Here is a 26,175-nt window from a genome sequence, read left to right on the forward strand (position 1 = left end):
GCTTGATCACCCCACATTCTTTCAAGCCGGTGTTTTCTTCACCCGCAATGCCTTGGCCTTGGCTTCCACGCCGAGGTACATCACCAGCGCAATCAGCAGCGGCACAATAAAGTAGATCGCCCGATAAGCGATCAACCCCGCCAGCAAACTGCCCCGCGACGCCTCGTGCTGCAACAGCGCAATAAACACTGCCTCCAGCACCCCAAGCCCGGCCGGTATGTGGGTGAGCACCCCGGCAATCGCGCTGATCAGCAACACGCCCAGCACCAGTGGATAGTCCAGCTTGGCCGGCAGCAGGGTGAAAATCACCGCAGCCATCAGCGACCAGTTCAGCGCGCCCAACATCAATTGCAAACACGCCATGCGCAGCGACGGCAGGTTGATTTCCATGCCGCGAATCGTCCACGCACGCTTTTTCGAATACTGGCAGGCCGCCAGATACCCGAGGCTGACCAGCACTAACACCGCACCAATGCCTTGCAATGCAAGGGTACTGACCTTCCACCCCGGCGGCATCGTGACCAGGCCGCTGCTGAAAATCACTCCGGCTATCGCCATGTAGCCAAACCAGTTGGTGGCCAGGCTCAGGCCCAGGATCTTGGCGATATTGCTGTTGCTCACGCCCAGTCGTGAATACAGCCGATAGCGCATCGCGATGCCCCCGACCCACGCACTCAGGTTGAGGTTGAACGCATAGCTGATGATGCCCACCGGCAGGATCTGCTTCCACACCAGGGGCTGGCGAATATAGGTGCGGCCGATCAGGTCGAAACTGGCGTATACCAGAAAACTGCATAACGTCAGCGTGCCTGCGATCACCAGCGTGCGCAGTTTGAAATCGCCCAAGGTCTGCACTACTTCGCTCCAGTCGATACGCCGGGCGAGCATGGTGAACAGTACGATCAGCAGCAGGAAGAAGGCGATGGTCAGCGGTTTCTTCCAGCGCTTGAACCGCGAGCCTTTGGTTTCAGACGTCATGGGACGGGCTCTCGAAAGGTTTCAAACGGGGCTTGTGCGCCGGTAACCAACCCGTCAGCGCGGGAAAGTGGCGCATCACATGGAACACCAGGAACCCCACGGTCAATCGCCAGAGCCACAGGCGCGGCTTACGGTTTTCCGGCATCGTCTGGCAATGATTTTTTGCCAGGGTTTCCAGGCGTTCATACAGCTGCTGATTGAACGCACGGTCGCGGATCAGCACGTTGGCTTCCAGGTTCAGCGACAGGCTCAACGGGTCCAGGTTGCTCGAACCAACGGTGCTCCATTCGTCATCCACCAAGGCGACTTTGCCATGCAGCGGGCGCTGGCAGTATTCGTGAATCACCACGCCATCCTTGAGCAGATAGTCGTAGAGCATGCGCGCCGCCAGCTTGGCCAGCAGCACATCGGGCTGGCCCTGCATGATCATTTGCACCTGCACGCCACGGCGCGCTGCATTGCGGATCTCGCGCAGCAAGCGGTAGCCGGGGAAGAAGTAAGCGTTGGCGATCACCACGCGATGTTGTGCCTTGCTCAATGCGTACACATACGCTTCTTCGATGTCGTCGCGGTGCTGCAGGTTGTCGCGGTAGATCAAGCGCACCTGGCCGTCGCTCTTGTCGGTGGACCACAACGCCGGTCGCTGCTGGCGCCGCCGCCAACCGCGCCGCTTACGTACCTGGCGACCGCTTTGGGCAAGGGCGAAATGATGCACGTCCGCCACCGCCGGGCCGGTCACCCGAACCGCATAGTCCTGCTTGGCCTCAGGCCCATAGTCACCCAAGTGATCGGCGGAAAAATTGATCCCGCCGATGAACGCCACCTCGGCGTCCACCACCACAATCTTGCGGTGCAGGCGGCGGAACCAATTGGTACGAATGCCGAGGGTTTTCGGCGCAGGGTCGAACATCTGCACCGCCACGCCCGCCTCGGCCAGCTCACTGAGAAACACCGGGCTCAACTCGCCGCAGCCAAAACCGTCGAGGCTGACCACCACGTTCACGCCGCGCTGCGCGGCCTCGATGAGAATGCCCTGCAGCTCATGGCCGACCTTGTCTTCGAAGAGAATGAAGGTCTCCAGCAGGATCTCCCGCCGCGCCGCGCGCAGTGCCTCGAACACCTTGGGAAAGTACGCCTCGCCATTCTCGAGCAACTCAACCTGGTTGCCGCTCTGCCAGCCGTAATCCAGGTCACGGGCCTTGGCTTCATCCGGCGGCTGGTCAGTGGAAATATGTTCTACGGCAACGTTCATAGTTCGATCTCCACCGACAGCGGCACGTGGTCGGACAAATGCGACCAAGGCCGTGAGGTCAGCACCCGAGGGTTATGCACTTTCACATTGCGCACATAGATGCGGTCCAGTGGCAGCAAGGGCAGGCGCGCCGGGAAGGTGCGCGGGAGTTTGCCGTGGGTTTCGATGAAGACTTCCCGCAGTCCGCTTTGACTGAGGTCGGCCTTCTGGCGCCAATCGTTGAAGTCGCCCGCGACCACCAGCGGTGCACCGGCCGGGATCTCGCTGATGCGCTGCTCCAGCAAGCGCAACTGTTGCTGGCGATGCACCTCACGCAGGCCCAGGTGGATGCAGATCGCGTGCACTTCCTGCCCGGTGCCCGGCAAGCGCAGCACGCAATGCAGCAGCCCACGGTTTTCATGCCCGCTTTGGGAGATATCGAGGTTGTCGTAGTGCACGATCTGGAATTTCGACAGCAGGGCATTGCCGTGGTCGCCGTGGGGGTAGACCGCATTGCGCCCGTAGGCGAACTGCGGCCAGATGCTGTCGGCAAGGAACTCATACTGAGGCATGTTCGGCCAGTCGCTGAAGCGCTGGGGGTGACGCTCATGAGTGCCGTGAATTTCCTGCAGGAACACCATGTCGGCGCCCACACTGCGCACCGCCTCACGCAGCTCGGGCAGGATGAAGCGTCGATTGAGGGCGGTGAAACCCTTGTGGATATTGACCGTCAGCACCGTGAAGCGACTGATGGCGACGCTGGGGGTTACGGGCACCCAGTCAGGGATCGCAGCCATAATTGCTCCTGTGAAAAAGTGGGGGCCTGGCCCCCGTTTATGGCTGACTATGATTTTTGGCTGAAAGTTTCCACCTTCCTACAGACGGCATAGAACCCATGTGGGAGGGGGCTTGCTCCCGATAGCAGTCGATCAGTCGACACCTGCATCAACTGCCCCACCGCTATCGGGAGCAAGCCCCCTCCCACATTGGATGTGTATGGCTGCTGATTCAGTGCCGGCGACTATCCGCGTCGAACGCTCTGCGTACACCGGCCCCAACCGATCCAGGCCGTGTGGATGAGCCCCATATGCGTCACGATCAACCCGCCGCCCCAGGCGCCACCGGCGATCCCCAGGTTAAAGGCAATGGGCATGGCTGCAACTCCGGTGGGTTTCAATCAGGAGCGCAGTGACGAGTGTTGGCTGTTGCGGAAAAAGCCAGGGATTGGCATTTGATAGTTGCCTGCAAGTCAAAGATGCCGCAAACGGGGAACGATCAAGGCTCAAACCCGTCAGTTCCTTACAGACCCTTCTGAAGGAGCCCGGTGTTTTGCTGAATCTAAAGACTGCATTACTGCTCGGCGCGCTGCTGTTTTGTCCCAGTGCCGCACTGCAAGCCGCGGCCACCGCTCCGGAACCTGAAGCGCCGGCCAAGCCGGAATTGCTGGTCGAGGGCGGCCTGCTCGGCGCGATCAGCTCCAGCATCGATGATGTGCAAGAGAAGCTCGACCTCAACCAGAACCTGATCGACGCCTGGCGCCTGCGGGCCGACCGTGCGGCGGATGAAGTCGGGCGGCTGGTCGACCAGACGTCCGAGCGTTCGCCATGGAGCATCGCAGGGAACTTCCTGCTGTTGTCAGGGGTGTGGATCGGCGCCTTTACCCTGCTGACGCTGCTGGGGCGTTTTATCGTCCAACGCGTGAGCCGGCGCCCATTTGTCGCCCGGCGCGGGCGCCTGCAAGCGGTGCTTGGGTATGTGCTGCCCTACACGATTCCCGCGCTGATCTGCCTGCCGCTGACGCTGTACGTCAGCCACTTTTTACCCACATCGATAGGGCGTGCGCTGGCGTTGTGTTTTGCCTACGCCACCAGCAGCGGTATTTTTTCCACGTCGATGCTGTTGTGCGTGATTGTGATGTTCAATGTCGGCCACAAGCGCCCGGCGGTGCAGATTATCCGCAGCTACTGCCCCACGCCGTTGTTCCTGATCGGCTTTCTCGCTGCCCTCAGCGACGCGCTGACCAGCCCGCAAATCGCCCGTCAGTTCGGCGGCAATATCACCAGCAGCATCGCGGTGTTTACCGGCCTGTTCGCCGCCGTGATCTTCGGCGTGCTGGTGGTGCGCCTGCGTCGACCGGTGGCCCACCTGATCCGCAATCGACCGTTGACTCAACGCCTTAAACACCCGGCGTTGCAGCAATCACTGCGGGTGTTTTCCGGGTTGTGGTACTGGCCGATCCTGTTGATGGTGCTGGTCTCGGCGATCAACTTGATCGGGGCCGGCGACGATAACCAGAAGGCCCTGCGTTGTGCGTTGTTCACCACCATTTTGCTGATTGGTACGGTGTTCCTGAGCACCGTGCTGCAACACCTGTTTAAATCCCGCAGCCAGGTCGCGATCCAGCGCAGCAGCGCCTACAAGGAACGCTTCCTCAGCTTGTTGCACGCGATCCTGCGTATCGTCATGGCCATCGCCTTTATCGAGATTCTTGGACGAATCTGGGGCGTGTCGCTGTTCGAATTTGCCCAGCGTAACTCGGTGGGCCGGGCGATCAGCGACTCCCTCAGCAGCATCGGCCTGATCCTGCTGATGACCTGGCTGTTCTGGGTGGTGCTCGACACGGCGATCCAGGAAGCGCTCAAGCCACCGGTCAATAAACGCTCCAGCCGCCAGCCCAGCACGCGGGTCAAAACCATCCTGCCGCTGCTGCGCAACGCGGTGAAAATCATCCTGGTGGTGATCTGCGCGATCACCACCATGGCCAACCTCGGGATCAACGTCGCGCCGCTGCTGGCGGGGGCCGGGGTGGTCGGCCTGGCCATCGGCTTCGGGTCGCAGCAACTGGTGCAGGATGTGATCACCGGCCTGTTCATCATCATCGAAGACACCCTGTCCATCGGCGACTGGGTGGTGCTTGACTCCGGCCACGCCGGCACCGTCGAAGGCCTGACCATCCGCACCCTGCGCCTGCGCGACGGCAAGGGCTTTGTGCACTCGGTGCCGTTCGGGCAGATCAAGGCGGTCACCAACCAATCGCGGCAATTTGCCTATGCGTTCTTCTCAGTGCAGTTCACCTACGACACCGACGTGGACAAGGCAGTGGAGCTGATTCGCGAAGCGGGGCAGTCGATCCGTGATGACGTGTTTCTCAAGTACAACCTGCAAGGGCCGCTGGAGGTGTTCGGTGTCGACAAGATGGACCTCAATGGCGTGGTGCTTACCGCGCAGTTCCGCACCGTGTCGGGCGGGCAGTATGCAGTGAGTCGCGCGTTCAATCAGCGCCTCAAAAAGCTTGTGGATAACTGTGATGAGGTGCACTTCGCGCAGACTTATCCACAGCAGGTGCTGTTGCCTAAACGTGCGGCGCAGGTGGATGAGCCGGATGAGGAGGTGCCCGCATCGGTGGTGCTTACCGAGCAGCCCAGGCCTCAGTAATTCTGCGGTGACTGGGCCGACGCCTTCACGAGCAAGCCCACTCCCACAGGTGGGCCCTATTCCAAGGTTGGACTCGGCCCACCTGTGGGAGGGGGCTTGCCCCCGATGAGGTCCTTGAAAGTCACCCCAACACTCAATGCCTGATCAGCCTCTCCTGCACCGCCTGCCGATCCACCTCTACTAACACCTGCTGCTTGCCCGCCACCATGACCGCCGCGGGCAACCCATCCCGGTACACAATCCGATTGCCACTCACCGCCGGCACCTTGGTGCCCGGTAACAGCGTGCCCACCAGGTTCAACGGGTCCGCGCCACACACCGCAATCAAACTCCCATCATGGGGTCGACGCCGCACTTCACGCAGCAACGGAATCGCCTCCGGCAACGCAAACTGTTCCCCCGCCAAACCACTGACAAACCGCCCACCCCGAATCTCCCCGCGCGCCTCCAGCCGATGGAAAGTGCGCAGCAACTCGCGCCAGCTCGGCAGCCACTCCGCCTCGCGCTCCAGCAAGCGCCAGAACACCACGCCATAGCGGCGCAGCAAGGTCATCGCCACATGCTCCAGGGTCTCGGCGGAAGGCGGACCTGCGGCAGTCGACGGGCGTCGGATCAGTGCCCAACGCCCTGCATCGTCCATGCCGCCGATAAACGCGCCGCGCCCGCGCCGACTGCTGCGCGCCTGGCGTTTGCTCGCGGGGGTGGTCAACGCACGCAACCCGGCAAAGCTGTCGGCGTTCACCAAACCGGCACCGACCAGTTCCTGCAAAGCGGTTTCCAGTTCGCTGCGCAGTAAGTGGGCTTCATGCACCAGTTCATCAAAAAACAGCGCGCCGTGGTCGCGCAGGGCTTGATGCACCTTCTGCGCCTTGGGCGACAGCGTGGTGGCGTCGGCGGGTTCGGTCAGTCCGCTCCACAGTCCCACTTGGTTGCGTGGCAGCAACACCACCGGAGTGCTGCGCAATGCCATGGCGCTGGTCTTGTTGCTCAAGCGCGTCCATACCAGTTTGCCGCTGCGGCATAACTCATCGAGCCAGGTCGAGGAGTAATCCTTGAGCCGCGCACTGAGCAAATCGCTGTCCCAGGCGGAAGTGGCGGCGGCGTACCCTTCGAACTGCCCGACGATCTGCGGCAACATCGCGCTGCCCTGGCCACGGGTGCCGTCGGACAAATGCTGCCAATCGAACAGAAAACGCATGAAGTCCTGCAGCGCCACCGGCTCGATTTCCCGGCGTAGGCGCTTAACCGTGTAACGATGAATGCGCGCCAGCAAATGGCGTTCGCACCATTGCTCCTGGGTGGCACCGGGGCTGAAATGCCCGCGCAGCACGTAGCCTTCCTGCTCCAGGCGGGCCAGTGCCTGGGTGACATCCGCCACCGGCAAGGCCAGGGGCGCGGCGATCTCGATCAGGCTCAGCGGGCCAAACCCACCGAGGCGCGCGCGCAGCACTTCCGTGACGGCCTCCTCAACGGTCCAGGGCTCATCGAAGCCGGGCAGCAACGGCACGTTGCCGGGGTAGATCGTCTGCACACAACTCAGGCGTTCGACGGCGACCCACAGGCGGGTGTGTAAGTGAGTGTGCAGTTGATAGGCGCGGCCACTCTGGGCCAATGCGTGCAGCCAAGTCGCCCATTGCGGCGTGACTTCGTTACCGGCGATGCACGCCAGGCTCATCAACGCCTCATGCATTTCGTCCGGCCCGTTGGGCGCCGGCCAGGCTTCTTCGCGCACGCCGGCGATGGCATCCGCATCCAGTGCGCCGAGGTCGTCGGTGCTCTGCGGGTCGCTCCAGCGCCGGTTGAGCACGGCCTGGGTGCGGCGCTCTTCCAGGGGGGCATCGTCGAGAAAGGTGTAGGGGCGGGCGCTGAGGATTTCTGCGGCCATGGGCGAGGGCGCGGGCAGGTCGCGGCTGATCAGGCGCACCTCGCCGCGTTCCATGCGCCGCAACAGCGCCAGCCAACCCTCGCTGTCCATGGCTTCGTGCAGGCAGTCGTCGAGCGTTTGCTCGACCAGCGGGTGTTCAGGCACCTCGCGCTCGCCGGCGAGGTTTTCCAGGCAAGCGATCTGGTCGGGGAAGACGCTGGCGATCAGGTCTTCGCTTTTCATGCGCTGAATCTGCGGCGCCACTTTGCGCCCCCCGGTATAGCGCGGCAACGCCAGCGCCACCCCGGCATTCCAGCGCCAGCGCACGCCAAACAGCGGCGCATCCAGCACCGCTTGTATCAGGATATGCTCGGCGCTCTGGCTATTGAGGTAACGCCACACTTCGTCCAGCTCGAAACTGTGGCTGGTTGACAGCGACAGCACGATTGCATTTTCACTGGCCGCCGCCTGCAATTCGACATTGAACGTGCGGCAAAAACGCTTGCGCAGGGCCAGGCCCCAGGCGCGGTTGACGCGGCTGCCGAACGGCGTGTGGATGATCAGTTGGGTGCCGCCGGACGCGTCGAAAAAACGCTCCATGATCAACGTGTCCTGGGACGGCAACGCACTCAGGGCCAAGCGAGCGCGGGCCAGGTAATCGAGGATCTGCTCGGCGCTGGCGCGGTTCAGGCCGAGGGTGGCGGTAAGCCAATCCTGTGCGGCGTGCAGGTCACCCGGCGTGGCGCTGAGCAGTGCGTCCATCTGACCTTGGAGGCGCGCCACCGCCGCTGACAATTCGTGGCTGCGCCCCGGCGCCTCACCGAGCCAGAAGGGGATGGTCGGCGGTTGGCCATGGGCGTCCTCGACGCGCACTTTGCCGGCTTCGACCCGCAAGATGCGATACGAGGTGTTGCCCAGCTGGAAGATATCCCCGGCGATGCTTTCCACCGCGAAGTCTTCGTTGACGCTGCCGATGTTCAGGCTCTGGGGTTCGAGCAACACGCTGTAGTCGGCGTTGTCGGGGATGGTGCCGCCACTGGTGACGGCGGTCAGCTTGGCGCCCCGTCGACCGCGCAGGGTGCGAGTCAGGGCGTCGCGGTGCAGGTAGGCGCTGCGGATGCCCTGGCGACCGTTGTAACCGTCGGAGAGCATTTGCAGCAGTGCCTGGTAGTGGCGCTCATCCAGCGTGGCGTAGGGCGCGGCGCGGTGGATGAGCGCCAGCAAGGCCTGCTCGGACCATTCCTGGGCGCTGACCTCGGCGATGATCTGCTGGGCCAGTACATCCAGAGGCGCCACGGGAATCTGCAGCGTGTCGAGTTCGCCCCGGCGCACGCAGTCGAGCAGGGCGGCGCATTCAATCAGGTCGTCGCGGGTGGTGGCGAACAGTCGTCCCTTGGGCGTGCCACCCACCTGGTGGCCGGAGCGACCGACTCTTTGCAGAAAGCCGTTGATGGAGCCGGGCGAGCCAATCTGGCAAACCAGATCGACATCGCCGATATCAATCCCCAACTCCAGGGACGCGGTGGCGATCAGCACCTGCAGCTCGCCGCCCTTGAGGCGCTGTTCGGCGTCCAGGCGCATTTCCTTGGCCAGGCTGCCGTGGTGGGCGGCCACGGCGGTTTTGCCCAGGCGCTCGCTCAAATGCCGGGCCAGGCGCTCGGCCAGGCGCCGGGTGTTGACGAAAATCAGCGTGGTACGGTGTTCGCGGGCCAACTCGGCGAGGCGGTCGTAGACCCGCTCCCACACATCGTTGGCCATCACCGCAGAGAGCGGCACGGGCGGCACCTCGATATCCAGGTCGCGCGGGCGGGCGTGGCCGATATCCACAATCGCGCACGCCCGGCCGCTGCCGACGAGGAACCGCGACACCGCGTCGATGGGCTTTTGCGTGGCCGACAAGCCGATGCGCATCAGTGGCTCGGCGCACAAGCCTTGCAGGCGTTCCAGGCTCAAGGCCAGGTGGCTGCCACGTTTGCCGGCGGCGATGGCGTGGATTTCATCGATGATCACCGTGCGCGTGCTGGCGAGCATCTGTCGGCCGGAGTCCGAGCCCAGCAGCACGTAGAGCGATTCCGGGGTGGTCACCAGGATATGCGGCGGGCGCTTGCGCATCAGTGCGCGGTCTTTTTGCGGGGTGTCACCGGTGCGCACGGCGGTGCGGATGGCCAGCGGCGGCAGGCCCAGGTTCCGCAGATGCTCAGTGATCCCGGCCAGCGGGTTTTGCAGGTTGATCTGGATGTCGTTGGACAGCGCCTTGAGTGGCGACACATAGACCACCAGGGTTTCATCCGGCAGTTCACCGCCGTTGGCCAGGCCTTGGTGGACCAAGTCATCCAGCACCGCCAGGAACGCTGTGAGCGTCTTGCCGGAGCCGGTGGGCGCGGCGATCAGTGTTGATTGGCGCTGGCGGATCAGCGGCCATGCCTGGGCCTGGGCGCCTGTCACCGAGGGGAAGGTGCTGCGGAACCAGGTGCTGACGGCGGGGTGGAAGCCGGTCAATGCGGTGTCGGTGGATTCAGGAAGGTTCATGGAGTGATTGATAGCCCCTGTTCCAACAAGTTGCAATCGCGCACTTTGTCCGTGACGGTTGCGCTACAAACCCGCAAAATGCAACGATTCTGACAAATACCTGAAAACCTTCGTTCCACACAGACCGGGCCTGCTCAATCTATGCGAATGCGCCTTATGTTACTGGGCGGCGGGAATGCCCTCGGGCAGGCGCTGATTCGCCTCGGTGCAGAGGAAGACATCGGTTTCCTCGCCCCCAAACCGCCCAAAGACGGCTGGGATGCCGCGAGCCTTACCCAACTGCTCGACGACACCCGTCCCGATGCGTTGATCAACCTCGCCTACTATTTCGACTGGTTCCAGGCCGAGGTGGTCAGCGAAACCCGTTTGGCCGCCCAGGAATTCGCCATCGAGCGCCTGGCCGAACTGTGCCAGCACCACAACATCACCTTGCTGCAACCGTCCAGCTACCGCGTGTTCGATGGCTCCCGCGCCACCGCCTACAGCGAAAAAGACGAGCCGGTGCCCCTGGGCCTGCGCGGCCAGGCGTTGTGGCGAATCGAACAGAGTGTGCGCGCCACCTGCCCACAACATGTGCTGTTGCGGTTCGGCTGGCTGCTGGATGACAGCGTCGACGGCACCCTCGGGCGCTTCCTGGCGCGGGCCGAGAAGCCGGATGAATTGCTGATGGCGGACGACCGTCGCGGCAACCCGACGCCGGTGGATGACGCGGCGCGGGTGATCATCTCGGTGCTCAAGCAACTCGATTGCGCGGCGCCGTTGTGGGGCACGTACCACTACGCCGGGCATGAGGCGACCACACCGTTGGCGCTGGGCCAGGCGATTTTGACTGAAGCACGTACCTTCCACCCGCTGGCGATCGAATCCCCCACCGCCCAGGCCCATGCGGCCCGGCCGGATGCGGCGGATGAGCCGCAACACGCGGTGCTGGCTTGCAAGAAAATCCTTCACACCTTCGGCATCAAGCCACGGGCGTGGCGGGCGGGGCTGCCGGCGCTGCTGGACCGGTTCTACCGTCACAGCTGATCCCGCACACAAACCTAATGTGGGCACGAGCCAAATGTGGGAGGGGGCTTGTCCCCGATAGCGGTGGTTCAGTCAAATATGTGTTGGCTGACACACTGCAATCGGGGGCAAGCCCCCTCCCACATTGAGTTTTGTGTTACTGGTCAGGTTGGTGTCAGAACTTGTAGCCGATACCCACCATGTAGACCATCGGGTCGACGTCCACATCGACCTTGGCGCGCGTGCCCTGGCCCAGGGCATTGTTGTCCACCGTCGCTTTGGTGCTGATGTCGATGTAGCGCGCCTGGGCGTTGATCATCCACTTGTCGTTGATCATGTAGTCGGCACCGATCTGCGCCGCCCAGCCCCAGGAGTTTTCGGCCTTGAAGTTGCTGAAGCCTGCGTCCGATGCGCGGCTGCCGACGTGTTCGTCATAGATCCAGGTGTAGTTGATACCCGCGCCCACGTACGGCTGGAAAGCCGACTTGTTGTCCAGTGGGTAGTACACGACGCTCAGGGTCGGCGGCAGGTGTTTCAGGGTGCCGAGTTTGCCGTTCGCGGCGCCAAGGGCGGTGTTCTTGATCTTCACGTCATGCTCGAACGGTGTGGCCGCCAGCAGTTCGATACCGACGTGGTTGGTCAGCATGTAGGCGAAGTTCAAGCCCAACTGAGTGTCGCTGCTCATGGTCGCCTTGCCGCCCAGATTGGCGCCGGCCAATGGGCCCTGGTCAACCTTGACGCTGCTGCTGTCTGCCTTCGGGTTCACGGTGATTGCACCGGCGCGAATCAGAATGTCGCCCGCTTCGTGAGCGTGTGCAACAGGGGCAGCGAGGGCGAGCGCGAAGAGGGACGCGCCGAGCAGAGACTTGTTCATGGGAGCTCCAAAGGACGTTTAAAAGTTGTACGTCCAATGGTAAAGATCGTTCCGTTCGGTCTTTTGACTCAGCTCAATGAAAGGGCGATCAGCGCTATTCCGGCAGCTCGTACATGTAAATTTTCTCGGCATCCATCTGGTAACCGGCATCGGCGAGTTCGCTGGTGGACGGTTTGACTTGCATCGCGCCTTCGATCCAGTACGGCTGGTAGAGCTCATCGAGCTTCACGCCGATTTCGCTTTTGACATGCACGATCTGGTTCGACGGTGGCGGCGGCACATGGATGCACGCGCCGAAATACGGCACCAGCAGAAACTCGGTGGTACGGCCTTCTTCGCTGACTTCCAGCGGCACGATATAACCCGGTAAACGGATGTGCTGACCGTCGAGGCTCTGCACCACCGGCGCATTGGGCAAATCCTGTTTGGCGGCCGGCGCCGCCTCGACGGACAACGCATCGGCCATGTTCGACAGGTCGTGCAGCGGTTTCATATTGGGAATTTCTGGCGGCGCGTCCGGCGGGATCATTTCCTGCCAGGACAAGTCCTTGGGCTGATCTTCCGCCCAGGCGGGCAGGGCAATCAGCAGAAACAGGGCAAGCAGGGCGCGACGCATCAAAGCCTTCCTCATAAACGTATGGACAGGCCATCGGCCAGGGATTGTCGATAGGCGCGCCAGGCGGGCACGCTGCCCATCAACAGCGCTGCCGCCAGGATACCGGCGAGCAACGTCCATTCATATTCGCTGGGCCACGACATCGGCAAGTCCAGGCCGTAGTTGGCCTGCAGGTACCCGCGCGACGCGGCCATGCACACGTACAGCAAACCCACGCCCGCGATCACGCCAGACAGCGCCAGGGCGAAGGCTTCGAAGATCAGCAGCGTCGCGATATGCCACGGGCGTGCGCCCACCGAACGCAGGATCGCCATCTCGCGGCGGCGTTCGTTGAGGCTGGTGAGGATCGCCGTGAGCATGCCGATCAGGCCGGTGAGCACCACGAACAGCGAGATCACGAACAGGGCTTTTTCGGCGGTGCCCATCATGCTCCACAGCTCTTGCAGTGCCACGCCGGGCAGGATCGCCAGCATCGGTTCGCCGCGGAATTCGTTGATTTCCCGTTGCAGGGCGAAGGTGGAAATCTTGTTGTTCAGGCCGAGCATGAACGCGGTGATGGCCTGCGGTGTAAGGTCCATGTTACGTGCCTGGTCGGCGCTGATACGGCCTTTGCCCTGCGCGGGCACGCCGTTGTGCCAGTCGATATGGATCGCTTCCATGCCGCCGAGGCTGATGTGCAACGTGCGGTCCACCGGCGTGCCGGTGCGCTTGAGAATGCCGACCACGGTGAACGGTTTGTCGTCGTGCTTGACCAGGCTGACCACCGCCACGCCGTGGGCGAGCACCAGTTTGTCGCCGAGTTTGTAATGCAACGCGTCGGCGACTTCGGCACCGAGCACCACTTCGAACGGGTCGGTCGCGAAGGCGCGGCCGCTGGCCAGTTCGAGGTTTTGCTTGCGGCCGTATTGGTAGTGTTCGAAGTAGGACGCGTTGGTGCCCATCACGCGGTAGCCGCGATGGGAGTCGCCGAGGGACATCGGGATCGCCCACTTCACCTGGGGGCTGGCGGCAAAGTGTTCGAAACTGTCCCAACGGATGTTGTTGGTGGCGTTGCCGATGCGGAACACCGAGTACAGCAGCAGGTTGACCGAGCCCGAGCGGGCGCCGACGATCAGGTCGGTGCCGCTGATGGTGCTGGCGAAACTGTTGCGCGCCTCAACGCGCACGCGCTCCACCGCGAGCAACAAGCAGACTGAAAGCGCGATGGCGAAAGCAGTGAGGATCGCGGTAAAGCGGCGATTAGCCAGGCTGGCCATGGCTAGACGGAACAGATACATCTCAAACCTCTGCGGGCGTGGCGGCGCGATTGAGTTCGGCCAGCGACAGGTTGCGGTCGAACAGCGAAGCCAGGCTCTGGTCATGGCTGACAAACAACAGGCTGGCGCCCGCTTCGCGGCATTCGGCGAACAGCAGTTGCAGGAAGGCTTCGCGGGCGTCGTAGTCCAGGGCCGAGGTAGGCTCGTCGGCGATCACCAGTTCCGGCTGGCCGATCAACGCCCGGGCGGCGGCCACCCGTTGTTGCTGGCCGATGGACAGCGAGTCGGCACGTCTTTCGAGCAGGTCTTTGTCTTTCAAACCCAGGTGCGCGAGCAACGCAGCGGCGGCCTGGTCGACACTGCCGTGGCGCTGTTTTGCTCGTTGCGCGCGCAGCGTGGAAAAGTGGCACGGCAATTCGACGTTCTCGCGCACCGACAGGAACGGCAGCAGGTTGAACTGCTGGAAGATGTAGCCGGTGTGGTCGACGCGGAAACGGTCGCGGGCACCGGCCGAGAGCTCAGTCAGCTCCTGGCCGAGCAGGCGGATGCTGCCTCGGCTGGGTTTCTGCACGCCGCCGAGCAGGCCCAGCAGTGTGGTTTTGCCACTGCCGCTCGGGCCTTTGAGAAACAGGGTTTCCCCCGCTTCCAGGCGGAACGCGGGGATGTCCAGCAACTGTGGGTGCCCGGGCCAGTTGAAGCCCAGGTCAGACAGTTCGATCAATGCGTGGGTCATGGGGACTCAGAACTTCAGGGTGGCTGCGGTGGCCGTCGCTTCAACACCTTGCTGGCCGCTCGGGCCGATCAGTTGTACCTGAATTTTCTGGGTGGCGGGGAAGGTCTTGAACACCTGGGTCAGGTCAAGAGTGCTCAGGGCCGTCGGTGTGGCACAGGTGAACTGGTAGTGGGCGTGGATTTCGCTGTGGTCGTGAGGGTGTTCGTGGGCGCCGTCTTTGGCGTCGTCATCATCGTCGTCATGGTCGGCTTCGGGTTTATCGCCGAACAGCGGGCTGTTGAGCTCCTGGGTGCTGACCACGCAACCGGCAGCCTTAGGCAGGTTGAACAGGGCGACGGGGTTCTCCAGTTGCTTGCGCGCGGCGGCGACCTTGGCTTTGTCCGCCGGGGTGGTGGCCAGGTGTTCGAAACCCACCAGGTTCATTGCCGGGCTGTCCAACTCAAGCTCCAGGGCCTGGCCGTCGAGCACTGCGTTGAGGCGGCCGACGCCATGCTCGTGGGCGCCGAGGCTGCCGTGTTCATGGTCGTGGTCGTCATGAGCATGGGCAACCGCCAATGGCAGCAGGGCAAACGGCAAAGCAAGCAACAAACGGCGCATGAGAAGACTCCAGAACATGAAAGTTTTGTTATGTGATCTTATAACAATTGGCTGAGAGTTTGACCGCCCGCTTGGCGTTGCGCAAGCCGCATGGGAGCATGCTTGTCGGAAAAATGCAGGAGTAAGGACGATGTTGCGAATTCGTGGAACGGTCGGCGACCTGCCGGTGGACTTGACCCTGGAACTGGATGACGGCGATTGGGCACGGCTGGGCGCGCACTTGCAGGCTACGCCCGTCGCCAGCCCGGCCGCCGCGCCCGTGGCTCCGGTCAAACACAATGATGAGCTGTGGCAGGGCGCCCAGGCGCTGTTGCGCAAGGCCGGACAGCTCAGTGGCCTGGAGTTGCTTGACCAGTTGGAAGGCCTGGCCGGCGACGCCTCGGCGGGCAAGCGCCTGTTGGTACGCCTGCGCCACAGCGCCCAGGTGAAGGTTGCCAGCGGCGGGGATACGCCGCTGTACAGCTGGGTCGGCGATTAGTACAGCGCGGCGAACAACTTGCGGCGGTACACGGTCACCAGCGGGTGGTCGTTGCCCAGCAGTTCGAACACCTGCAGCAAGGTCTTGTGCGGCAGGCCTTCGCTGTAGCTGCGGTTGCGGATAAACAGCTTGAGCAAACCTTCCAGCGCCGCGTCGTACTGTTGGCGCGCCAGTTGCTGGATCGCCAACTGATAGGCCGCTTCGTCGTCCTGCGGGTTTTGCGCCAGGCGGCTTTTCAAGTCGGCGGCGTCCGGCAGGTCGGCAGCCTGGCGCAGGAAGGTGATCTGCGCCTTGGCCCCGGCGAGGGCGGCTTTGTGATCGTCGCTCTTCACCGCGTCCAGCACGGTCTGGGCTTCACCCAATTCACCGCGTTCGGCCAGGCAGCGGGCGTACAGGATCAACGCCGCGGCGTTAGTGTTGTCTTCGCCCAGCAGCGTCACCAGCACGGCTTCAGCATCGCTGATGCGACCTTCGGCAAACAGTGCCTGGGCCTGCTCCAACGGATCCGCCGCCGCCGGTGGCGGCATCTGCACATGCGGCTCGAGCATCGCCCGCACCGCCGACTCCGGCTGCGCTCCGGCGAACCCATCCACCGGCTGGCCATCCTTGAACAGCACCACCGTCGGCAGGCTCTGAATGCCAAACCGCGCAACGATGTCCTGCTCGGCCTCGCAATCGACCTTGGCCAGCAGCAACTCGCCCTGATAACTCTCGGCAACCTTCGCCAGCATCGGCATCAACGCCTTGCATGGCGCGCACCACTCGGCCCAGAAATCCACCAGCACGGGTTTTTCGAAGGAGTTCTGGATCACGGCCTGGTCGAAATTGGCGGTGGTGACGTCGAAGATATACGGCGTGGGTTCACTCATGGGGCGTCTCGAATAAAGCGGGAATGGGGCAACTATAAGGGCTGGCGCTGGCTACCGGAAGCGGCTTGGAGTTCAAACGCGTGATGCCTGCCACGGTAGTGAGCGGGCTTGCCCCGCGCTGGGTGGCGAAGCCGCCCCAATCCGGTCACCGCAACCTTCCAGACAGAATTTAGCCGCCTGTTTTGGGGCGGCTCCGCCACCCGGCGCGGGGCAAGCCCGCTCACTACAGGAGGGGGGCTTTCAAGAGCGCTGCGAGTGGTAAAGACTCACCTTGCGAAACTCCCAAGGCTCCGCCAGGTCCGGCAATGTCAGTGCATCAAGAATTTCCAGCCTCCGATAATCCGGGTGCTGAAAGTCCCTCACGCGCGAATCCGCCACCAGCGCTTCGCGGCCTCGGGTCAGGAACTGATCCAGCAGCGGCAGGTTCGCCCGGTCGTAGAGCACATCGGCGACCAGGATCAGGTCGAAGCGGTCGGCTTCGGCGAAAAAATCGGCGGAGTAGCCCAGTTCTACACCGTTAAGCTCGGCATTCGCCCGGCATGACGCCAAGGCCAGTGGGTCCAGGTCGCAGGCCACCACTTCCCGTGCGCCAGCCTTGACCGCTGCAATCGCGGCCACGCCGGAACCCGCGCCAAAGTCCAGCACGCGCTTGCCCGCGACCCACTCAGGGTTCGCCGCCAGGTAGCGCGCCAGCGCCAGGCCGCTGGCCCAGCAAAAACTCCAGTAGGGCGGTTCATGCAGGATGCGGCGGGTTTCTTCGGGGCTGAAGGCGCGGTCCATGTTGTCGGCATCCAGCAGCCACAACGACAGCTCGGTGCCCGGCAACGGGCAGGGCACCAGCTGTGCGTCGCCGATCAGTTCGCTCAGCGCCGCTTGCAGGTCCAACGGTGGCGTCATGGTGCCTTGACGAGTTGCAGGGGGCCGGTGCTCTGGGTGATGGCCTGGGTGATGCGCACGGCGGGCAGGTGCAGGATCAGCTGGCCGGACTGGCTGGCGCGGCCGCGCAGTTCAACCCGCGCACCGGCGGGGAAGGCTTCGGGGTTGTAGCGCAGGCGGAAGGCCAGGGGCTGGCCATTGCCGGTCAGCACACTGCTGGCCAGCAGTTGTTGCGGACGCGAACGGTCGTCGATCACCAGCAACGCCATCTCGACTTCAGCGCCGGCCGGCACGTTGGTCAGGCTGCCGCTGATTTCACGCTGGTAGGCGGGCAGGGGGCCGGTGTCTTCAATGCCGGGGACTTTTTTCTCTTGCGCCGGTGCCGGTTGAGGGGCGGCAGGCTTGGGGGCTTCGCTGCTGCAGGCGACCAGGACACTGAACAGGGTGAGCAAAACAAGTGGTCGTAACTGCATGTACGGCTCCAGAAAGGACAAAATCCGTGGCTTGAAAAATATGAAACATAATAGCCAGCCTATATACCGTAAAGGCTATGGCTTGTCTTGCCACGGGGATGCGCTACCATGGCCCTCCCTTTATTTGTTGCCTGCCCACCATGCACTGTCCCTTCTGCGGTGCCAACGACACCAAGGTCATTGACTCGCGTCTGGTCGCCGAGGGCGATCAAGTGCGTCGCCGGCGCGAATGCCTGGCTTCTGGCTGCGGTGAACGTTTCACCACCTTCGAAACCGCCGAACTGGTGTTGCCCCGGCTGATCAAGTCCGACGGCAGCCGCCAACCCTTCGACGAAGAAAAACTGCGCGCCGGTATGCAGCGCGCCCTGGAAAAACGCCCGGTGAGTGTCGAGCGGCTGGAGGCGGCGCTGGTGCATATCAAGCACAAGCTGCGTGCGACCGGCGAGCGCGAGGTCAAGAGCCTGGTGGTTGGAGAACTGGTAATGGGCGAGCTGCAAAAGCTCGACGAAGTTGCCTATATCCGTTTCGCCTCGGTGTATCGACGCTTCCAGGACCTCAATGAGTTCCGCGAAGAGATCGACCGCCTGGCCCGTGAGCCTGCCAAAGAATGAATTCACCCTCTGCCGAACAAGCTGTGCTCGACGCCCATTACATGGCCCGCGCCCTCGAACTGGCGCGCAAGGGTCTGTACACCACCCACCCCAACCCTCGGGTGGGCTGTGTGATTGTGCGCGATGGGCAGGTCGTCGGCGAAGGCTGGCACGTGCGCACCGGCGAGCCCCATGCCGAAGTTCATGCCCTGCGCGCTGCCGGTGACAAGGCGCGCGGCGCCACCGCCTATGTGACCCTCGAACCTTGCAGTCACTATGGGCACACCCCGCCGTGCGCCGATGCGCTGGTGAGTGCCGGGTTGGCGCGTGTGGTCGCGGCGATGCAGGACCCTAACCCGGAAGTCGCCGGGCGCGGCATGCAGCGCCTGGCCCAGGCCGGGATCGACGTGCGCAGCGGTGTGTTGGAAAGTGAAGCGCGGGCCCTCAACAGAGGGTTCCTCAAACGCATGGAGCAGGGCCTGCCGTTTGTGCGGGTCAAGCTGGCGATGAGCCTGGACGGCCGCACCGCGATGGCCAGCGGCGAAAGCCAATGGATCACCGGCCCCGCCGCCCGCGCTGCCGTCCAACGCCTGCGCGCCGAGGCCAGCGTGGTGCTGACCGGCGCCGATACGGTGCTGGCCGACGGTGCGCGCCTGACCGTGCGCGCCGCCGAACTCGGCCTGGATGACGCCACCACCGCCCTGGCCATGTCGCGCCCGCCATTGCGCGTGCTGATCGACGGCCGCCTGCGAGTGCCGCTCAACGCGCCGTTCTTCAAGGCCGGCCCGGCGTTGGTCATCACCTGCGTGACTGCCGAAAATCAGTTCCCCCGTGGCCCTGAGTGCCTGGTGGTGCCAGGTGTCGAAGGCCAGGTCGACTTGCGCTCGGCACTGGTCGCGCTGGCTGCGCGTGGCGTCAACGACGTGCTGGTGGAAGCCGGCCCAAGCCTGGCGGGTGCGTTTGCCCAACAAGGCCTGGTAGACGAATACGTGATATTCGTCGCAGGCAAGTTCCTCGGCTCCGCCGCCCGGCCTTTGCTGGATTGGCCGCTTGATAAACTGGCCGACGCCCCCCAACTCAAGATCACTGAAATGCGCGCTGTAGGCGACGACTGGCGGGTCACTGCCATCCCTGTGCCAGCAGCGAGCGTATAATTCCCGGCCTGCGCTTGAGCGTCAGCCCCTCGTTTTCAGGAGAACGAAATGTTCACCGGCATTATCGAATCCATCGGCAGCATCCGTGCAATGACCCCCAAAGGCGGCGACGTGCGCCTGCTGGTTGAAACCGGCAAGCTCGACCTCGGCGACGTCAAACTGGGCGACAGCATTGCGGTCAGCGGCGTGTGCCTGACCGTCATCGAACTGCCGGGCAACGGTTTTGCCGCCGACGTCAGCCGGGAAACCCTGGACTGCACCGCGATGAACGATCTCAAGGCCGGCAGCCCGGTCAACCTGGAAAAAGCCCTGACCCCGACCACCCGCCTGGGCGGTCACCTGGTCAGCGGCCACGTCGACGGCGTCGGCGAAGTGGTCGCCCGCAGCGAAAATGCGCGGGCCGTGGAATTTCGCATCCGCGCGCCCAAAGAGCTGGCCAAATACATCGCCCATAAAGGCTCGATCACTGTCGATGGCACCAGCCTGACCGTGAACGCCGTGAACGGCGCCGAATTCGAACTGACCATCATTCCCCACACCCTCAGCGAAACGATCATGGCCTCGTACCAGCCGGGTCGCCGGGTGAACCTGGAAGTCGACTTGCTTGCCCGTTACCTGGAGCGCCTGTTGATGGGCGATAAGGCCGCAGAGCCAACATCCGGGAACATCACCGAAAGTTTTCTGGCCGCTAATGGCTACCTGAAATCCTGACCAAGGGGGTGCCCTGTGGCGCTCAATAGTATCGAAGAACTGGTTGAAGACATCCGCCAAGGCAAGATGGTCATCCTGATGGATGACGAAGACCGCGAGAACGAAGGCGACATCATCATGGCCGCCGAGGCCTGCCAGGCTGAGCACATCAACTTCATGGCCAAGCATGCCCGTGGGCTGATCTGCATGCCCATGAGCCGCGAGCGTTGCGAGTTGCTCAAGCTGCCATTGATGGCGCCGCGCAATGGGTCGGGTTTTGGTACCAAGTTCACCGTGTCGATTGAAGCGACTACCGGCGTGACCACCGGTATTTCTGCCGCTGACCGCGCGCGCACGGTGCAAGCCGCCGCCGCCAAAGACGCCAAGGCCGAAGACATCGTCAGCCCAGGCCACATTTTCCCGCTGATGGCCCAACCGGGCGGCACCCTGGCCCGCGCCGGCCACACCGAAGCCGCCTGCGACCTGGCACGCATGGCCGGTTTCGAGCCAAGCGGCGTGATCTGCGAAGTGATGAACGACGACGGCACCATGGCTCGCCGTGCCGAACTTGAAGCCTTTGCCGCCGAACACAACATCAAGGTGGGCACCATTGCCGACCTGATTCACTACCGGATGATCCACGAACGTACCGTTCAGCGGATTGCCGAGCAGCCACTCGACAGCGAACTGGGCCAATTCAATTTGGTTACCTACCGTGATTCAGTGGAAGGCGACGTGCACATGGCCCTCACCCTGGGCACCATTTGCGCCGAAGAGCCGACCCTGGTGCGCGTGCACAACATGGACCCGCTGCGTGACCTGCTGATGGTCAAGCAACCGGGTCGCTGGAGCCTGCGCGCCGCGATGTCCGCGGTGTCCGAGGCAGGCAGCGGTGTGGTGCTGCTGCTCGGCAACCCGGTGGATGGCGACGTCTTGCTGGCGCATATCCGCGAAACGGCTGACCACGCGCCGGTGAAAAAGCCGACCACCTACAGCATCGTCGGTGCCGGTTCGCAGATCCTGCGGGACCTGGGCGTGCGCAAAATGCGCCTGATGAGCGCACCGATGAAATTTAATGCGATATCCGGTTTCGACTTGGAAGTAGTAGAATACGTGCCCTCCGAATAAAGGCTGGCGGTTTTCGCCCTTTGTTCGCGGTTCAAATATCACTAAGGGACGCGTCATACACGCGTCCCGGCTCTTTAAGAGATTTGTCGAATGACCCTGAAGACCATCGAAGGTACCTTCATCGCCCCCAAAGGCCGCTACGCCCTGGTGGTTGGCCGCTTCAACAGCTTCGTGGTTGAAAGCCTGGTAAGCGGTGCCGTGGACGCCCTGGTTCGCCACGGTGTGAGCGAGAGCGACATCACGATCATCCGTGCCCCTGGCGCCTTCGAAATTCCACTGGTTGCGCAAAAAGTTGCCCAGCAGGGTGAATACGCGGCGATCATCGCCCTGGGCGCGGTCATTCGTGGCGGTACCCCGCACTTCGAATACGTGGCCGGCGAATGCACCAAGGGCCTGGCCCAGGTGTCCATGGAGTTCGGCGTACCGGTCGCTTTCGGCGTACTGACCGTTGATTCCATCGAGCAAGCCATCGAGCGCTCCGGCACCAAGGCCGGTAACAAAGGCGCTGAAGCTGCCCTGTCCGCGCTGGAAATGGTCAGCCTGCTGTCGCAGTTGGAGGCCAAGTGATTTCCGACGAGAGCGACAACTTCAACCCACGTGACCCACGCCCAGCCGATGCCGGCAAGCCATCCAAGAACGAGAAGCGTCGCGCTGCTCGGCAGTTGGCGACCCAGGCGCTGTATCAGCGTCAGATGGCGGGCGCTTCGTTGAACGAAATCGAGGCACAGTTTCGCGTCGACAACGATTTCACCTTCGCCGACCTGCCGTACTTCCACGACATCCTGCACGGTGTGCATGCCCACCTGACCGAGATCGATGCAGCCCTGGCGCCATGCCTGGACCTGACCATCGACGAGCTGGACCCGGTTGAGCTGTGCGTGATGCGCCTGTCCGCCTGGGAGCTGCTTTATCGCGTTGACGTGCCGTACCGCGTGGTGATCAACGAAGGTATCGAACTGGCGAAAGTCTACGGTTCGACCGACGGCCACAAGTTCGTCAACGGCGTGCTCGACAAGCTGGCACCACGCCTGCGTGAAGCCGAAGTGAAGGCGTACAAGCGCTGAATCGCGCTTGAAACCTGAATGGGCGAGTTTGAGCTGATCCGCAACTACTTCGCCGCCGCGCCTTGTGCGCAAGGCGGCGAGGGGATTGCCCTGGGGATCGGCGATGACTGCGCCTTGCTGGCGCTCCCCACTGGGGAGCAGTTGGCAATCTCCACCGATACACTGGTGGCCGGGGTGCATTTTGCCGACCCCTGCGACCCCTTCCTGCTCGGCCAGCGCTCGTTGGCCGTGGCGGTGAGTGACCTGGCCGCCATGGGCGCCCATCCCCTCGCGTTTACCCTTGCCCTTACCACACCGACGGTCGATGCCGATTGGCTGCAACGCTATGCCCAAGGGTTGAATGCCATGGCGCAACGTTGCGGCGTGGGGTTAGTGGGCGGCGATACCACGCGTGGCCCCCTGAGCCTGACCTTGACCGTGTTGGGTCGTGTGCCGGCCGGGCAAGCCTTGACCCGCAGCGGCGCGCGACCGGGCGACCTGCTGTGTGTCGGCGGCGAACTGGGCAACGCCGCCGGCGCCTTGCCGCTGGTATTGGGCCAGCGCAGCGCCGATGCGGCGATCGCCGATCCGTTACTGGCTCATTACTGGTCGCCGCAACCGCAGTTGGCCCTGGGGCTGGCGCTGCGCGGCAAGGCCACGTCGGCGATGGATATTTCCGATGGGCTCCTGGCCGATTGCGGGCATATCGCCACGGCATCACAGGTCAGCCTGTTGATTGAGCGCCAGCGTTTGCCGTTGTCCACGGCGCTGCTGGCGTTCGTCGGTGATGACGAAGCGCGAGTAGCGGCCCTGAGCGGGGGGGACGACTACGTGCTGGCGTTCACCCTGCCGCCCGCCGAGCTGGCACCACTGCTGGCCGATGGGTTGCCGATCCATGTGATCGGCCGGGTCGAGCCGGGGCAGGGCGTAACGTTGCTCGACGCACACGGGCAGGACATCACCCCAGCCATTCGTGGCTATCAACACTTTCGCGAGGCGCCGTAACCGGGCGACCTGCGCTACCCTATAGCCTCATACGGATGCAATACCTGTAGGAGGTCATCATTATGGATGTGCGCCGCTGGCTGAGGATTCTGCTGTGCTGCGTCGCCCCCTTGGCGCAGGCACAGGAGGCCGCGGTGGCTCCCGGTAAAGTGTCGCTGGCCAGTGAGGCCTGGGATGACTACACCAATGCCGATGGCAGCGGCCTGGCCTGGGACTTATTGCGACAGGTATTTGAGCCCGCCGGGTTCAAGCTGCAAACCCGCTCTGTGCCCTACACCCGCTCGGTTGGCCTGGCCCAGCGCGGCGAGGTGGATGGCTGGGTCGGTTCCTATCCGGGCGAAGTCAAAGGCGTGGTGTACCCGCATTGGCGCTACGATTCCGACCACATTTATGCGCTGGGGCTGGCGACCACGCCCACGCCGACCCTGACCACGCTGGCCAACTACCGCCTGGCGTGGGTGCGCGGTTACAAGTTCGAGGCGTACTTGCCGAATGTACAGCGCTTCAACCAGATCGAACGCCGCGATGGCATCCTGCCGATGCTCCAGCACGGCAGAGCGGACTTTTATATCGACTCCCTCACCGAGTCCAAATTCGTACTCAGCCAGGCGAAAGACCCCACACAGTTTAAGCTCACCCCTGTCGTTGAGTTGCCGCTCTACGTCGGGTTTACCGACAGCGAGCGAGGGCGGGTGTTGGCGGGCGTGTTCGACCAGCGTATGGACGCGTTAGTAAAAAGCGGCGAGCTGAGACCGATTTTCGAGCGCTGGCACCAGGCCTATCCCTTCTAACCTGCATAGAACCAGGACGAAGGCCAATCGAACCGATTGATCTTTATCAGCGATAATTCAGCTTAAGCGTCTGTAGGAACCTGCTGTTACAATGGCCGCCTTTGTAAAAACTGAAATCAGGAGCACACGGTGCCCGTCGTTTTCGTCGCTGCTTCCAAGCTGCCTACCCCTTTTGCCACGTTCACCATGAACGGCTTTCTCGAAGAAGCCACCGGGCGCGAGCACGTTGTGCTTAGCCTGGGCGATATCGCTGATGGCGCGCCGGTGCTGGGCCGGGTGCACTCCGAATGCCTGACCGGCGATGCGCTGTTCAGCCAGCGTTGCGACTGCGGTTCGCAACTGGAAGCAGCCATGCGGGCCATCGCCCGTGAAGGCCGGGGCGTGCTGTTGTACTTGCGCCAGGAAGGCCGTGGCATTGGCCTGATGAACAAGATCCGCGCCTATGAGCTGCAAGATGGCGGTGCCGATACCGTCGAGGCCAACGAGCGCCTGGGCTTTGCCGCCGACCAGCGTGACTACGCGATCTGCCTGCCGATGCTGGAGCACCTGGGCGTCAACTCCCTGCGCCTGATGACCAACAACCCGCGCAAGGTCAAAGCCTTGACCGAGATGGGCATCACGGTTGCCGAGCGCGTGCCGCTGCACACCGGACACAATCCGCACAACAAACTCTACCTGGCCACCAAGGCCAGCAAGCTCGACCACATGATGGGTAACGAGCACCAGGGCGAGGTCGACCGCGCGTGACCCGTGGCCAGGTGAAACGGCGGCTATCCTTCAATTGGTGGCAGTACCTGGCCCTGGCGTTGCTCCCATTGTTTGTGATCAACCTGGTGTTTGGCCAAGCCGAGTCCCTGCTACCCGTGCTGGCCATGCCCTTCTTTATCGCCGGCGTGGCCTCGATGTTCCTCAGCCTGCGTTATTTCAACGGCTATAAACATGCGTTGATCGCCACCTCCAAAGCCCTCGATACTCCCGAAGAACCCGCTGCCTGGATCACCCTGGCGGCCCGTCGGCGCACGGCGTTGCTGATCGCTGCTGTGCCGGCCTGGATCGGTGCGTTATCGGTGTTCGTCGGCCTGGAAGCGGTGCCGCTGTTCCTGCTGGCGCTGTCGACCGTGGTGCTGTTCTACCTCTATCGCATTCCCCGTCAACTGGGATGAGGTGTCACTGGCTGGCGGTGGTGCTGCTGGCATTCAGTGCCCAGGCGCTGGCGATCGAACGGGTCGTGAGCCTGGCGCCGTCGCTTTCTGAAATCGTGGTCGAACTGGGCGCCGCCGATCTGTTGGTGGGCGTGCTGGACGGCGGCGAGCGCCCGGCGGCGTTGGCGCAAGTGCCGTCGGTGGGGCATTACGGCCAGTTGGACATGGAGCGCCTGCTCAGCCTCAAGCCCGACCTGATCCTGCTCTGGCCCGGCAGTGTCGGCCCCGCCCAGCGTGAGCAGTTGCAGCGCCTGAATATCCCGGTGTACGTCGCCGAACCCCATAGCCTTGAACAACTCACCACTCAGGTCCAGGCCATCGCCGAGCAATTGGATCGCCCTGAGGCCGGACGGCAACTGGCCGCGCAATTGCGCCAACGCCTGGCCGAACTGCGCCAGCGCTATCAGCGTGCCGAGCCGCTGCGGGTGTTTTACCAAGTCTGGAATCAGCCGCTGTACACCGTGGGCGGTGGGCAGATCATCAGCGATGCGCTGACGGTGTGCGGTGCGCGCAATGTGTTCGATGACCTCAAGCTGCCCGCGCCGCAGGTCAATATCGAGTCGGTGCTGCAGCGTAATCCCGAGATGATCCTGGTGGGTGATCAGGCTCAGCAGGAGGCCTGGAAGGTTTGGCCGACGATGGCGGCGCGGGTGCGGTTAGTGCCGGACAAAGGCCTGGAGAGGCCCAGTGGGCAGATGTTGGAGGCGGTGGGGCGGTTGTGTCATGTGATTGCGCCGAACCTGTGATACCGCCACCGC

Annotated in this window: 26 protein-coding genes and 1 pseudogene; 14 read left to right on the forward strand and 13 right to left on the reverse strand. The window is 63.1% G+C overall.

The features are described from left to right. Positions 1-21: 21 nt before the first annotated feature. The 4 genes and pseudogenes from BM403_RS18895 to BM403_RS32230 all read right to left on the reverse strand — a co-directional run. Entirely contained in the window at positions 22-978 is a 957-nt protein-coding gene (locus BM403_RS18895) for a lysylphosphatidylglycerol synthase domain-containing protein (protein ID WP_015886123.1), read from the reverse strand. Further along, positions 968-2,230, reverse strand: a complete 1,263-nt coding sequence (gene clsB / locus BM403_RS18900; RefSeq protein WP_093544187.1) for a cardiolipin synthase ClsB — start codon at positions 2,228-2,230, stop codon at positions 968-970. The genes BM403_RS18895 and clsB overlap by 11 nt, the downstream gene beginning before the upstream one ends. After that, the gene (locus BM403_RS18905; protein ID WP_015886121.1) at positions 2,227-3,006 is read right to left on the reverse strand and encodes an endonuclease/exonuclease/phosphatase family protein; all 780 of its coding nucleotides are present in this window, start codon (positions 3,004-3,006) and stop codon (positions 2,227-2,229) included. The genes clsB and BM403_RS18905 overlap by 4 nt, the downstream gene beginning before the upstream one ends. Before the next feature lie 132 nt (positions 3,007-3,138). Continuing rightward, positions 3,139-3,353: pseudogene (locus BM403_RS32230) on the reverse strand (hypothetical protein); the annotation flags it as partial. A gap of 185 nt (positions 3,354-3,538) precedes the next feature. Here BM403_RS32230 and BM403_RS18910 point away from each other — a divergent pair. Further along, positions 3,539-5,644 (forward strand): mechanosensitive ion channel family protein, encoded by a 2,106-nt coding sequence (locus BM403_RS18910; protein WP_093544189.1) that lies wholly within the window; start codon positions 3,539-3,541, stop codon positions 5,642-5,644. A 133-nt stretch (positions 5,645-5,777) separates the two neighbouring features. Here the strand turns inward: BM403_RS18910 and BM403_RS18915 are convergent, their stop codons facing one another. After that, positions 5,778-10,037, reverse strand: a complete 4,260-nt coding sequence (locus BM403_RS18915) for a DEAD/DEAH box helicase (RefSeq protein ID WP_093544191.1) — start codon at positions 10,035-10,037, stop codon at positions 5,778-5,780. A gap of 141 nt (positions 10,038-10,178) precedes the next feature. Between BM403_RS18915 and BM403_RS18920 the strand changes: the two genes are divergently transcribed. After that, positions 10,179-11,063, forward strand: a complete 885-nt coding sequence (locus BM403_RS18920; protein ID WP_015886118.1) for a sugar nucleotide-binding protein — start codon at positions 10,179-10,181, stop codon at positions 11,061-11,063. 154 nt (positions 11,064-11,217) lie between these two features. Here the strand turns inward: BM403_RS18920 and BM403_RS18925 are convergent, their stop codons facing one another. The 5 genes from BM403_RS18925 to BM403_RS18945 form a co-directional block, all read right to left on the reverse strand. Then, a complete protein-coding gene (locus BM403_RS18925) occupies positions 11,218-11,916 on the reverse strand; it encodes an OmpW/AlkL family protein (RefSeq protein WP_093544193.1) in 699 nt (232 codons plus the stop codon). Positions 11,917-12,010: 94 nt separating this feature from the next. Then, a complete protein-coding gene (locus tag BM403_RS18930; RefSeq protein ID WP_015886116.1) occupies positions 12,011-12,532 on the reverse strand; it encodes a DUF3299 domain-containing protein in 522 nt (173 codons plus the stop codon). A gap of 11 nt (positions 12,533-12,543) precedes the next feature. Beyond that, positions 12,544-13,809, reverse strand: a complete 1,266-nt coding sequence (locus BM403_RS18935) for an ABC transporter permease (protein ID WP_046035690.1) — start codon at positions 13,807-13,809, stop codon at positions 12,544-12,546. 1 nt (position 13,810) lies between these two features. Continuing rightward, positions 13,811-14,521 (reverse strand): ABC transporter ATP-binding protein, encoded by a 711-nt coding sequence (locus BM403_RS18940; protein ID WP_015886114.1) that lies wholly within the window; start codon positions 14,519-14,521, stop codon positions 13,811-13,813. Positions 14,522-14,527: 6 nt separating this feature from the next. Further along, positions 14,528-15,118, reverse strand: a complete 591-nt coding sequence (locus BM403_RS18945; RefSeq protein ID WP_046035691.1) for a DUF2796 domain-containing protein — start codon at positions 15,116-15,118, stop codon at positions 14,528-14,530. Between the two features lie 130 nt (positions 15,119-15,248). On the opposite strand from BM403_RS18945, the gene BM403_RS18950 reads away from it, so the two are divergent. Continuing rightward, positions 15,249-15,596 (forward strand): hypothetical protein, encoded by a 348-nt coding sequence (locus tag BM403_RS18950; protein WP_015886112.1) that lies wholly within the window; start codon positions 15,249-15,251, stop codon positions 15,594-15,596. Here BM403_RS18950 and trxA read toward each other — a convergent pair. From trxA to BM403_RS18965, 3 genes are all read right to left on the reverse strand, one after another. After that, positions 15,593-16,465, reverse strand: coding sequence for a thioredoxin (gene trxA, locus BM403_RS18955; RefSeq protein ID WP_015886111.1), 873 nt, complete (start codon positions 16,463-16,465; stop codon positions 15,593-15,595). The two genes, BM403_RS18950 and trxA, sit on opposite strands and share 4 nt — an antisense overlap. 240 nt (positions 16,466-16,705) lie before the next feature. Next, positions 16,706-17,362, reverse strand: a complete 657-nt coding sequence (locus BM403_RS18960; RefSeq protein ID WP_093544195.1) for a class I SAM-dependent methyltransferase — start codon at positions 17,360-17,362, stop codon at positions 16,706-16,708. Beyond that, the gene (locus BM403_RS18965; protein WP_015886109.1) at positions 17,359-17,814 is read right to left on the reverse strand and encodes a YbaY family lipoprotein; all 456 of its coding nucleotides are present in this window, start codon (positions 17,812-17,814) and stop codon (positions 17,359-17,361) included. The genes BM403_RS18960 and BM403_RS18965 overlap by 4 nt, the downstream gene beginning before the upstream one ends. Positions 17,815-17,954: 140 nt before the next feature. Here BM403_RS18965 and nrdR point away from each other — a divergent pair, with 140 nt between their 5' ends. From nrdR to BM403_RS19020, 11 genes are all read left to right on the forward strand, one after another. Further along, on the forward strand, positions 17,955-18,425 hold the full coding sequence (gene nrdR, locus BM403_RS18970) for a transcriptional regulator NrdR (RefSeq protein WP_015886108.1): 471 nt from the start codon (positions 17,955-17,957) through the stop codon (positions 18,423-18,425). Beyond that, positions 18,422-19,558: a bifunctional diaminohydroxyphosphoribosylaminopyrimidine deaminase/5-amino-6-(5-phosphoribosylamino)uracil reductase RibD gene (gene ribD / locus BM403_RS18975; protein WP_043205972.1), complete on the forward strand. Its 1,137-nt coding sequence runs from the start codon at positions 18,422-18,424 to the stop codon at positions 19,556-19,558. Before nrdR ends, ribD begins: the two co-directional genes overlap by 4 nt. A gap of 48 nt (positions 19,559-19,606) precedes the next feature. Next, positions 19,607-20,269: a riboflavin synthase gene (locus BM403_RS18980; protein WP_015886106.1), complete on the forward strand. Its 663-nt coding sequence runs from the start codon at positions 19,607-19,609 to the stop codon at positions 20,267-20,269. Between the two features lie 15 nt (positions 20,270-20,284). Continuing rightward, positions 20,285-21,376 (forward strand): bifunctional 3,4-dihydroxy-2-butanone-4-phosphate synthase/GTP cyclohydrolase II, encoded by a 1,092-nt coding sequence (ribBA, locus tag BM403_RS18985; protein WP_015886105.1) that lies wholly within the window; start codon positions 20,285-20,287, stop codon positions 21,374-21,376. Between the two features lie 90 nt (positions 21,377-21,466). Next, on the forward strand, positions 21,467-21,943 hold the full coding sequence (gene ribE, locus BM403_RS18990; protein ID WP_003176356.1) for a 6,7-dimethyl-8-ribityllumazine synthase: 477 nt from the start codon (positions 21,467-21,469) through the stop codon (positions 21,941-21,943). Beyond that, positions 21,940-22,440: a transcription antitermination factor NusB gene (gene nusB / locus BM403_RS18995; RefSeq protein ID WP_093544197.1), complete on the forward strand. Its 501-nt coding sequence runs from the start codon at positions 21,940-21,942 to the stop codon at positions 22,438-22,440. The genes ribE and nusB overlap by 4 nt, the downstream gene beginning before the upstream one ends. Before the next feature lie 18 nt (positions 22,441-22,458). Continuing rightward, complete coding sequence (thiL, locus tag BM403_RS19000; protein WP_093544199.1) at positions 22,459-23,424, forward strand: thiamine-phosphate kinase; 966 nt, start codon at positions 22,459-22,461, stop codon at positions 23,422-23,424. Positions 23,425-23,486: 62 nt separating this feature from the next. Continuing rightward, positions 23,487-24,215, forward strand: a complete 729-nt coding sequence (locus tag BM403_RS19005) for a type 2 periplasmic-binding domain-containing protein (protein ID WP_093544201.1) — start codon at positions 23,487-23,489, stop codon at positions 24,213-24,215. A 129-nt stretch (positions 24,216-24,344) separates the two neighbouring features. Then, positions 24,345-24,962, forward strand: a complete 618-nt coding sequence (ribA, locus tag BM403_RS19010) for a GTP cyclohydrolase II (protein ID WP_046035696.1) — start codon at positions 24,345-24,347, stop codon at positions 24,960-24,962. Then, positions 24,959-25,378: a nuclear FMR1 interacting 1 family protein gene (locus BM403_RS19015; protein WP_015886100.1), complete on the forward strand. Its 420-nt coding sequence runs from the start codon at positions 24,959-24,961 to the stop codon at positions 25,376-25,378. The genes ribA and BM403_RS19015 overlap by 4 nt, the downstream gene beginning before the upstream one ends. Beyond that, positions 25,375-26,163, forward strand: coding sequence for a cobalamin-binding protein (locus BM403_RS19020; RefSeq protein WP_093544203.1), 789 nt, complete (start codon positions 25,375-25,377; stop codon positions 26,161-26,163). Before BM403_RS19015 ends, BM403_RS19020 begins: the two co-directional genes overlap by 4 nt. Positions 26,164-26,175 lie beyond the last annotated feature (12 nt).

The organism is Pseudomonas sp. OV546, assembly GCF_900116845.1.
Lineage (GTDB): Bacteria > Pseudomonadota > Gammaproteobacteria > Pseudomonadales > Pseudomonadaceae > Aquipseudomonas > Aquipseudomonas petroselini.

Bases quoted from the DNA above. Each gene is read 5' to 3' on its own strand.
- BM403_RS18895 (WP_015886123.1), bottom strand. From the start codon at position 978: ATGACGTCTGAAACCAAAGGCTCGCGGTTCAAGCGCTGGAAGAAACCG.
- clsB (WP_093544187.1), bottom strand. From the start codon at position 2,230: ATGAACGTTGCCGTAGAACATATTTCCACTGACCAGCCGCCGGATGAA.
- BM403_RS18905 (WP_015886121.1), bottom strand. From the start codon at position 3,006: ATGGCTGCGATCCCTGACTGGGTGCCCGTAACCCCCAGCGTCGCCATC.
- BM403_RS18915 (WP_093544191.1), bottom strand. From the start codon at position 10,037: ATGAACCTTCCTGAATCCACCGACACCGCATTGACCGGCTTCCACCCC.
- BM403_RS18920 (WP_015886118.1), top strand. From the start codon at position 10,179: ATGCGAATGCGCCTTATGTTACTGGGCGGCGGGAATGCCCTCGGGCAG.
- BM403_RS18925 (WP_093544193.1), bottom strand. From the start codon at position 11,916: ATGAACAAGTCTCTGCTCGGCGCGTCCCTCTTCGCGCTCGCCCTCGCT.
- BM403_RS18930 (WP_015886116.1), bottom strand. From the start codon at position 12,532: ATGCGTCGCGCCCTGCTTGCCCTGTTTCTGCTGATTGCCCTGCCCGCC.
- BM403_RS18935 (WP_046035690.1), bottom strand. From the start codon at position 13,809: ATGTATCTGTTCCGTCTAGCCATGGCCAGCCTGGCTAATCGCCGCTTT.
- BM403_RS18940 (WP_015886114.1), bottom strand. From the start codon at position 14,521: ATGACCCACGCATTGATCGAACTGTCTGACCTGGGCTTCAACTGGCCC.
- BM403_RS18945 (WP_046035691.1), bottom strand. From the start codon at position 15,118: ATGCGCCGTTTGTTGCTTGCTTTGCCGTTTGCCCTGCTGCCATTGGCG.
- BM403_RS18950 (WP_015886112.1), top strand. From the start codon at position 15,249: ATGTTGCGAATTCGTGGAACGGTCGGCGACCTGCCGGTGGACTTGACC.
- trxA (WP_015886111.1), bottom strand. From the start codon at position 16,465: ATGAGTGAACCCACGCCGTATATCTTCGACGTCACCACCGCCAATTTC.
- BM403_RS18960 (WP_093544195.1), bottom strand. From the start codon at position 17,362: ATGACGCCACCGTTGGACCTGCAAGCGGCGCTGAGCGAACTGATCGGC.
- BM403_RS18965 (WP_015886109.1), bottom strand. From the start codon at position 17,814: ATGCAGTTACGACCACTTGTTTTGCTCACCCTGTTCAGTGTCCTGGTC.
- nrdR (WP_015886108.1), top strand. From the start codon at position 17,955: ATGCACTGTCCCTTCTGCGGTGCCAACGACACCAAGGTCATTGACTCG.
- ribD (WP_043205972.1), top strand. From the start codon at position 18,422: ATGAATTCACCCTCTGCCGAACAAGCTGTGCTCGACGCCCATTACATG.
- BM403_RS18980 (WP_015886106.1), top strand. From the start codon at position 19,607: ATGTTCACCGGCATTATCGAATCCATCGGCAGCATCCGTGCAATGACC.
- ribE (WP_003176356.1), top strand. From the start codon at position 21,467: ATGACCCTGAAGACCATCGAAGGTACCTTCATCGCCCCCAAAGGCCGC.
- thiL (WP_093544199.1), top strand. From the start codon at position 22,459: ATGGGCGAGTTTGAGCTGATCCGCAACTACTTCGCCGCCGCGCCTTGT.
- BM403_RS19005 (WP_093544201.1), top strand. From the start codon at position 23,487: ATGGATGTGCGCCGCTGGCTGAGGATTCTGCTGTGCTGCGTCGCCCCC.
- BM403_RS19020 (WP_093544203.1), top strand. From the start codon at position 25,375: ATGAGGTGTCACTGGCTGGCGGTGGTGCTGCTGGCATTCAGTGCCCAG.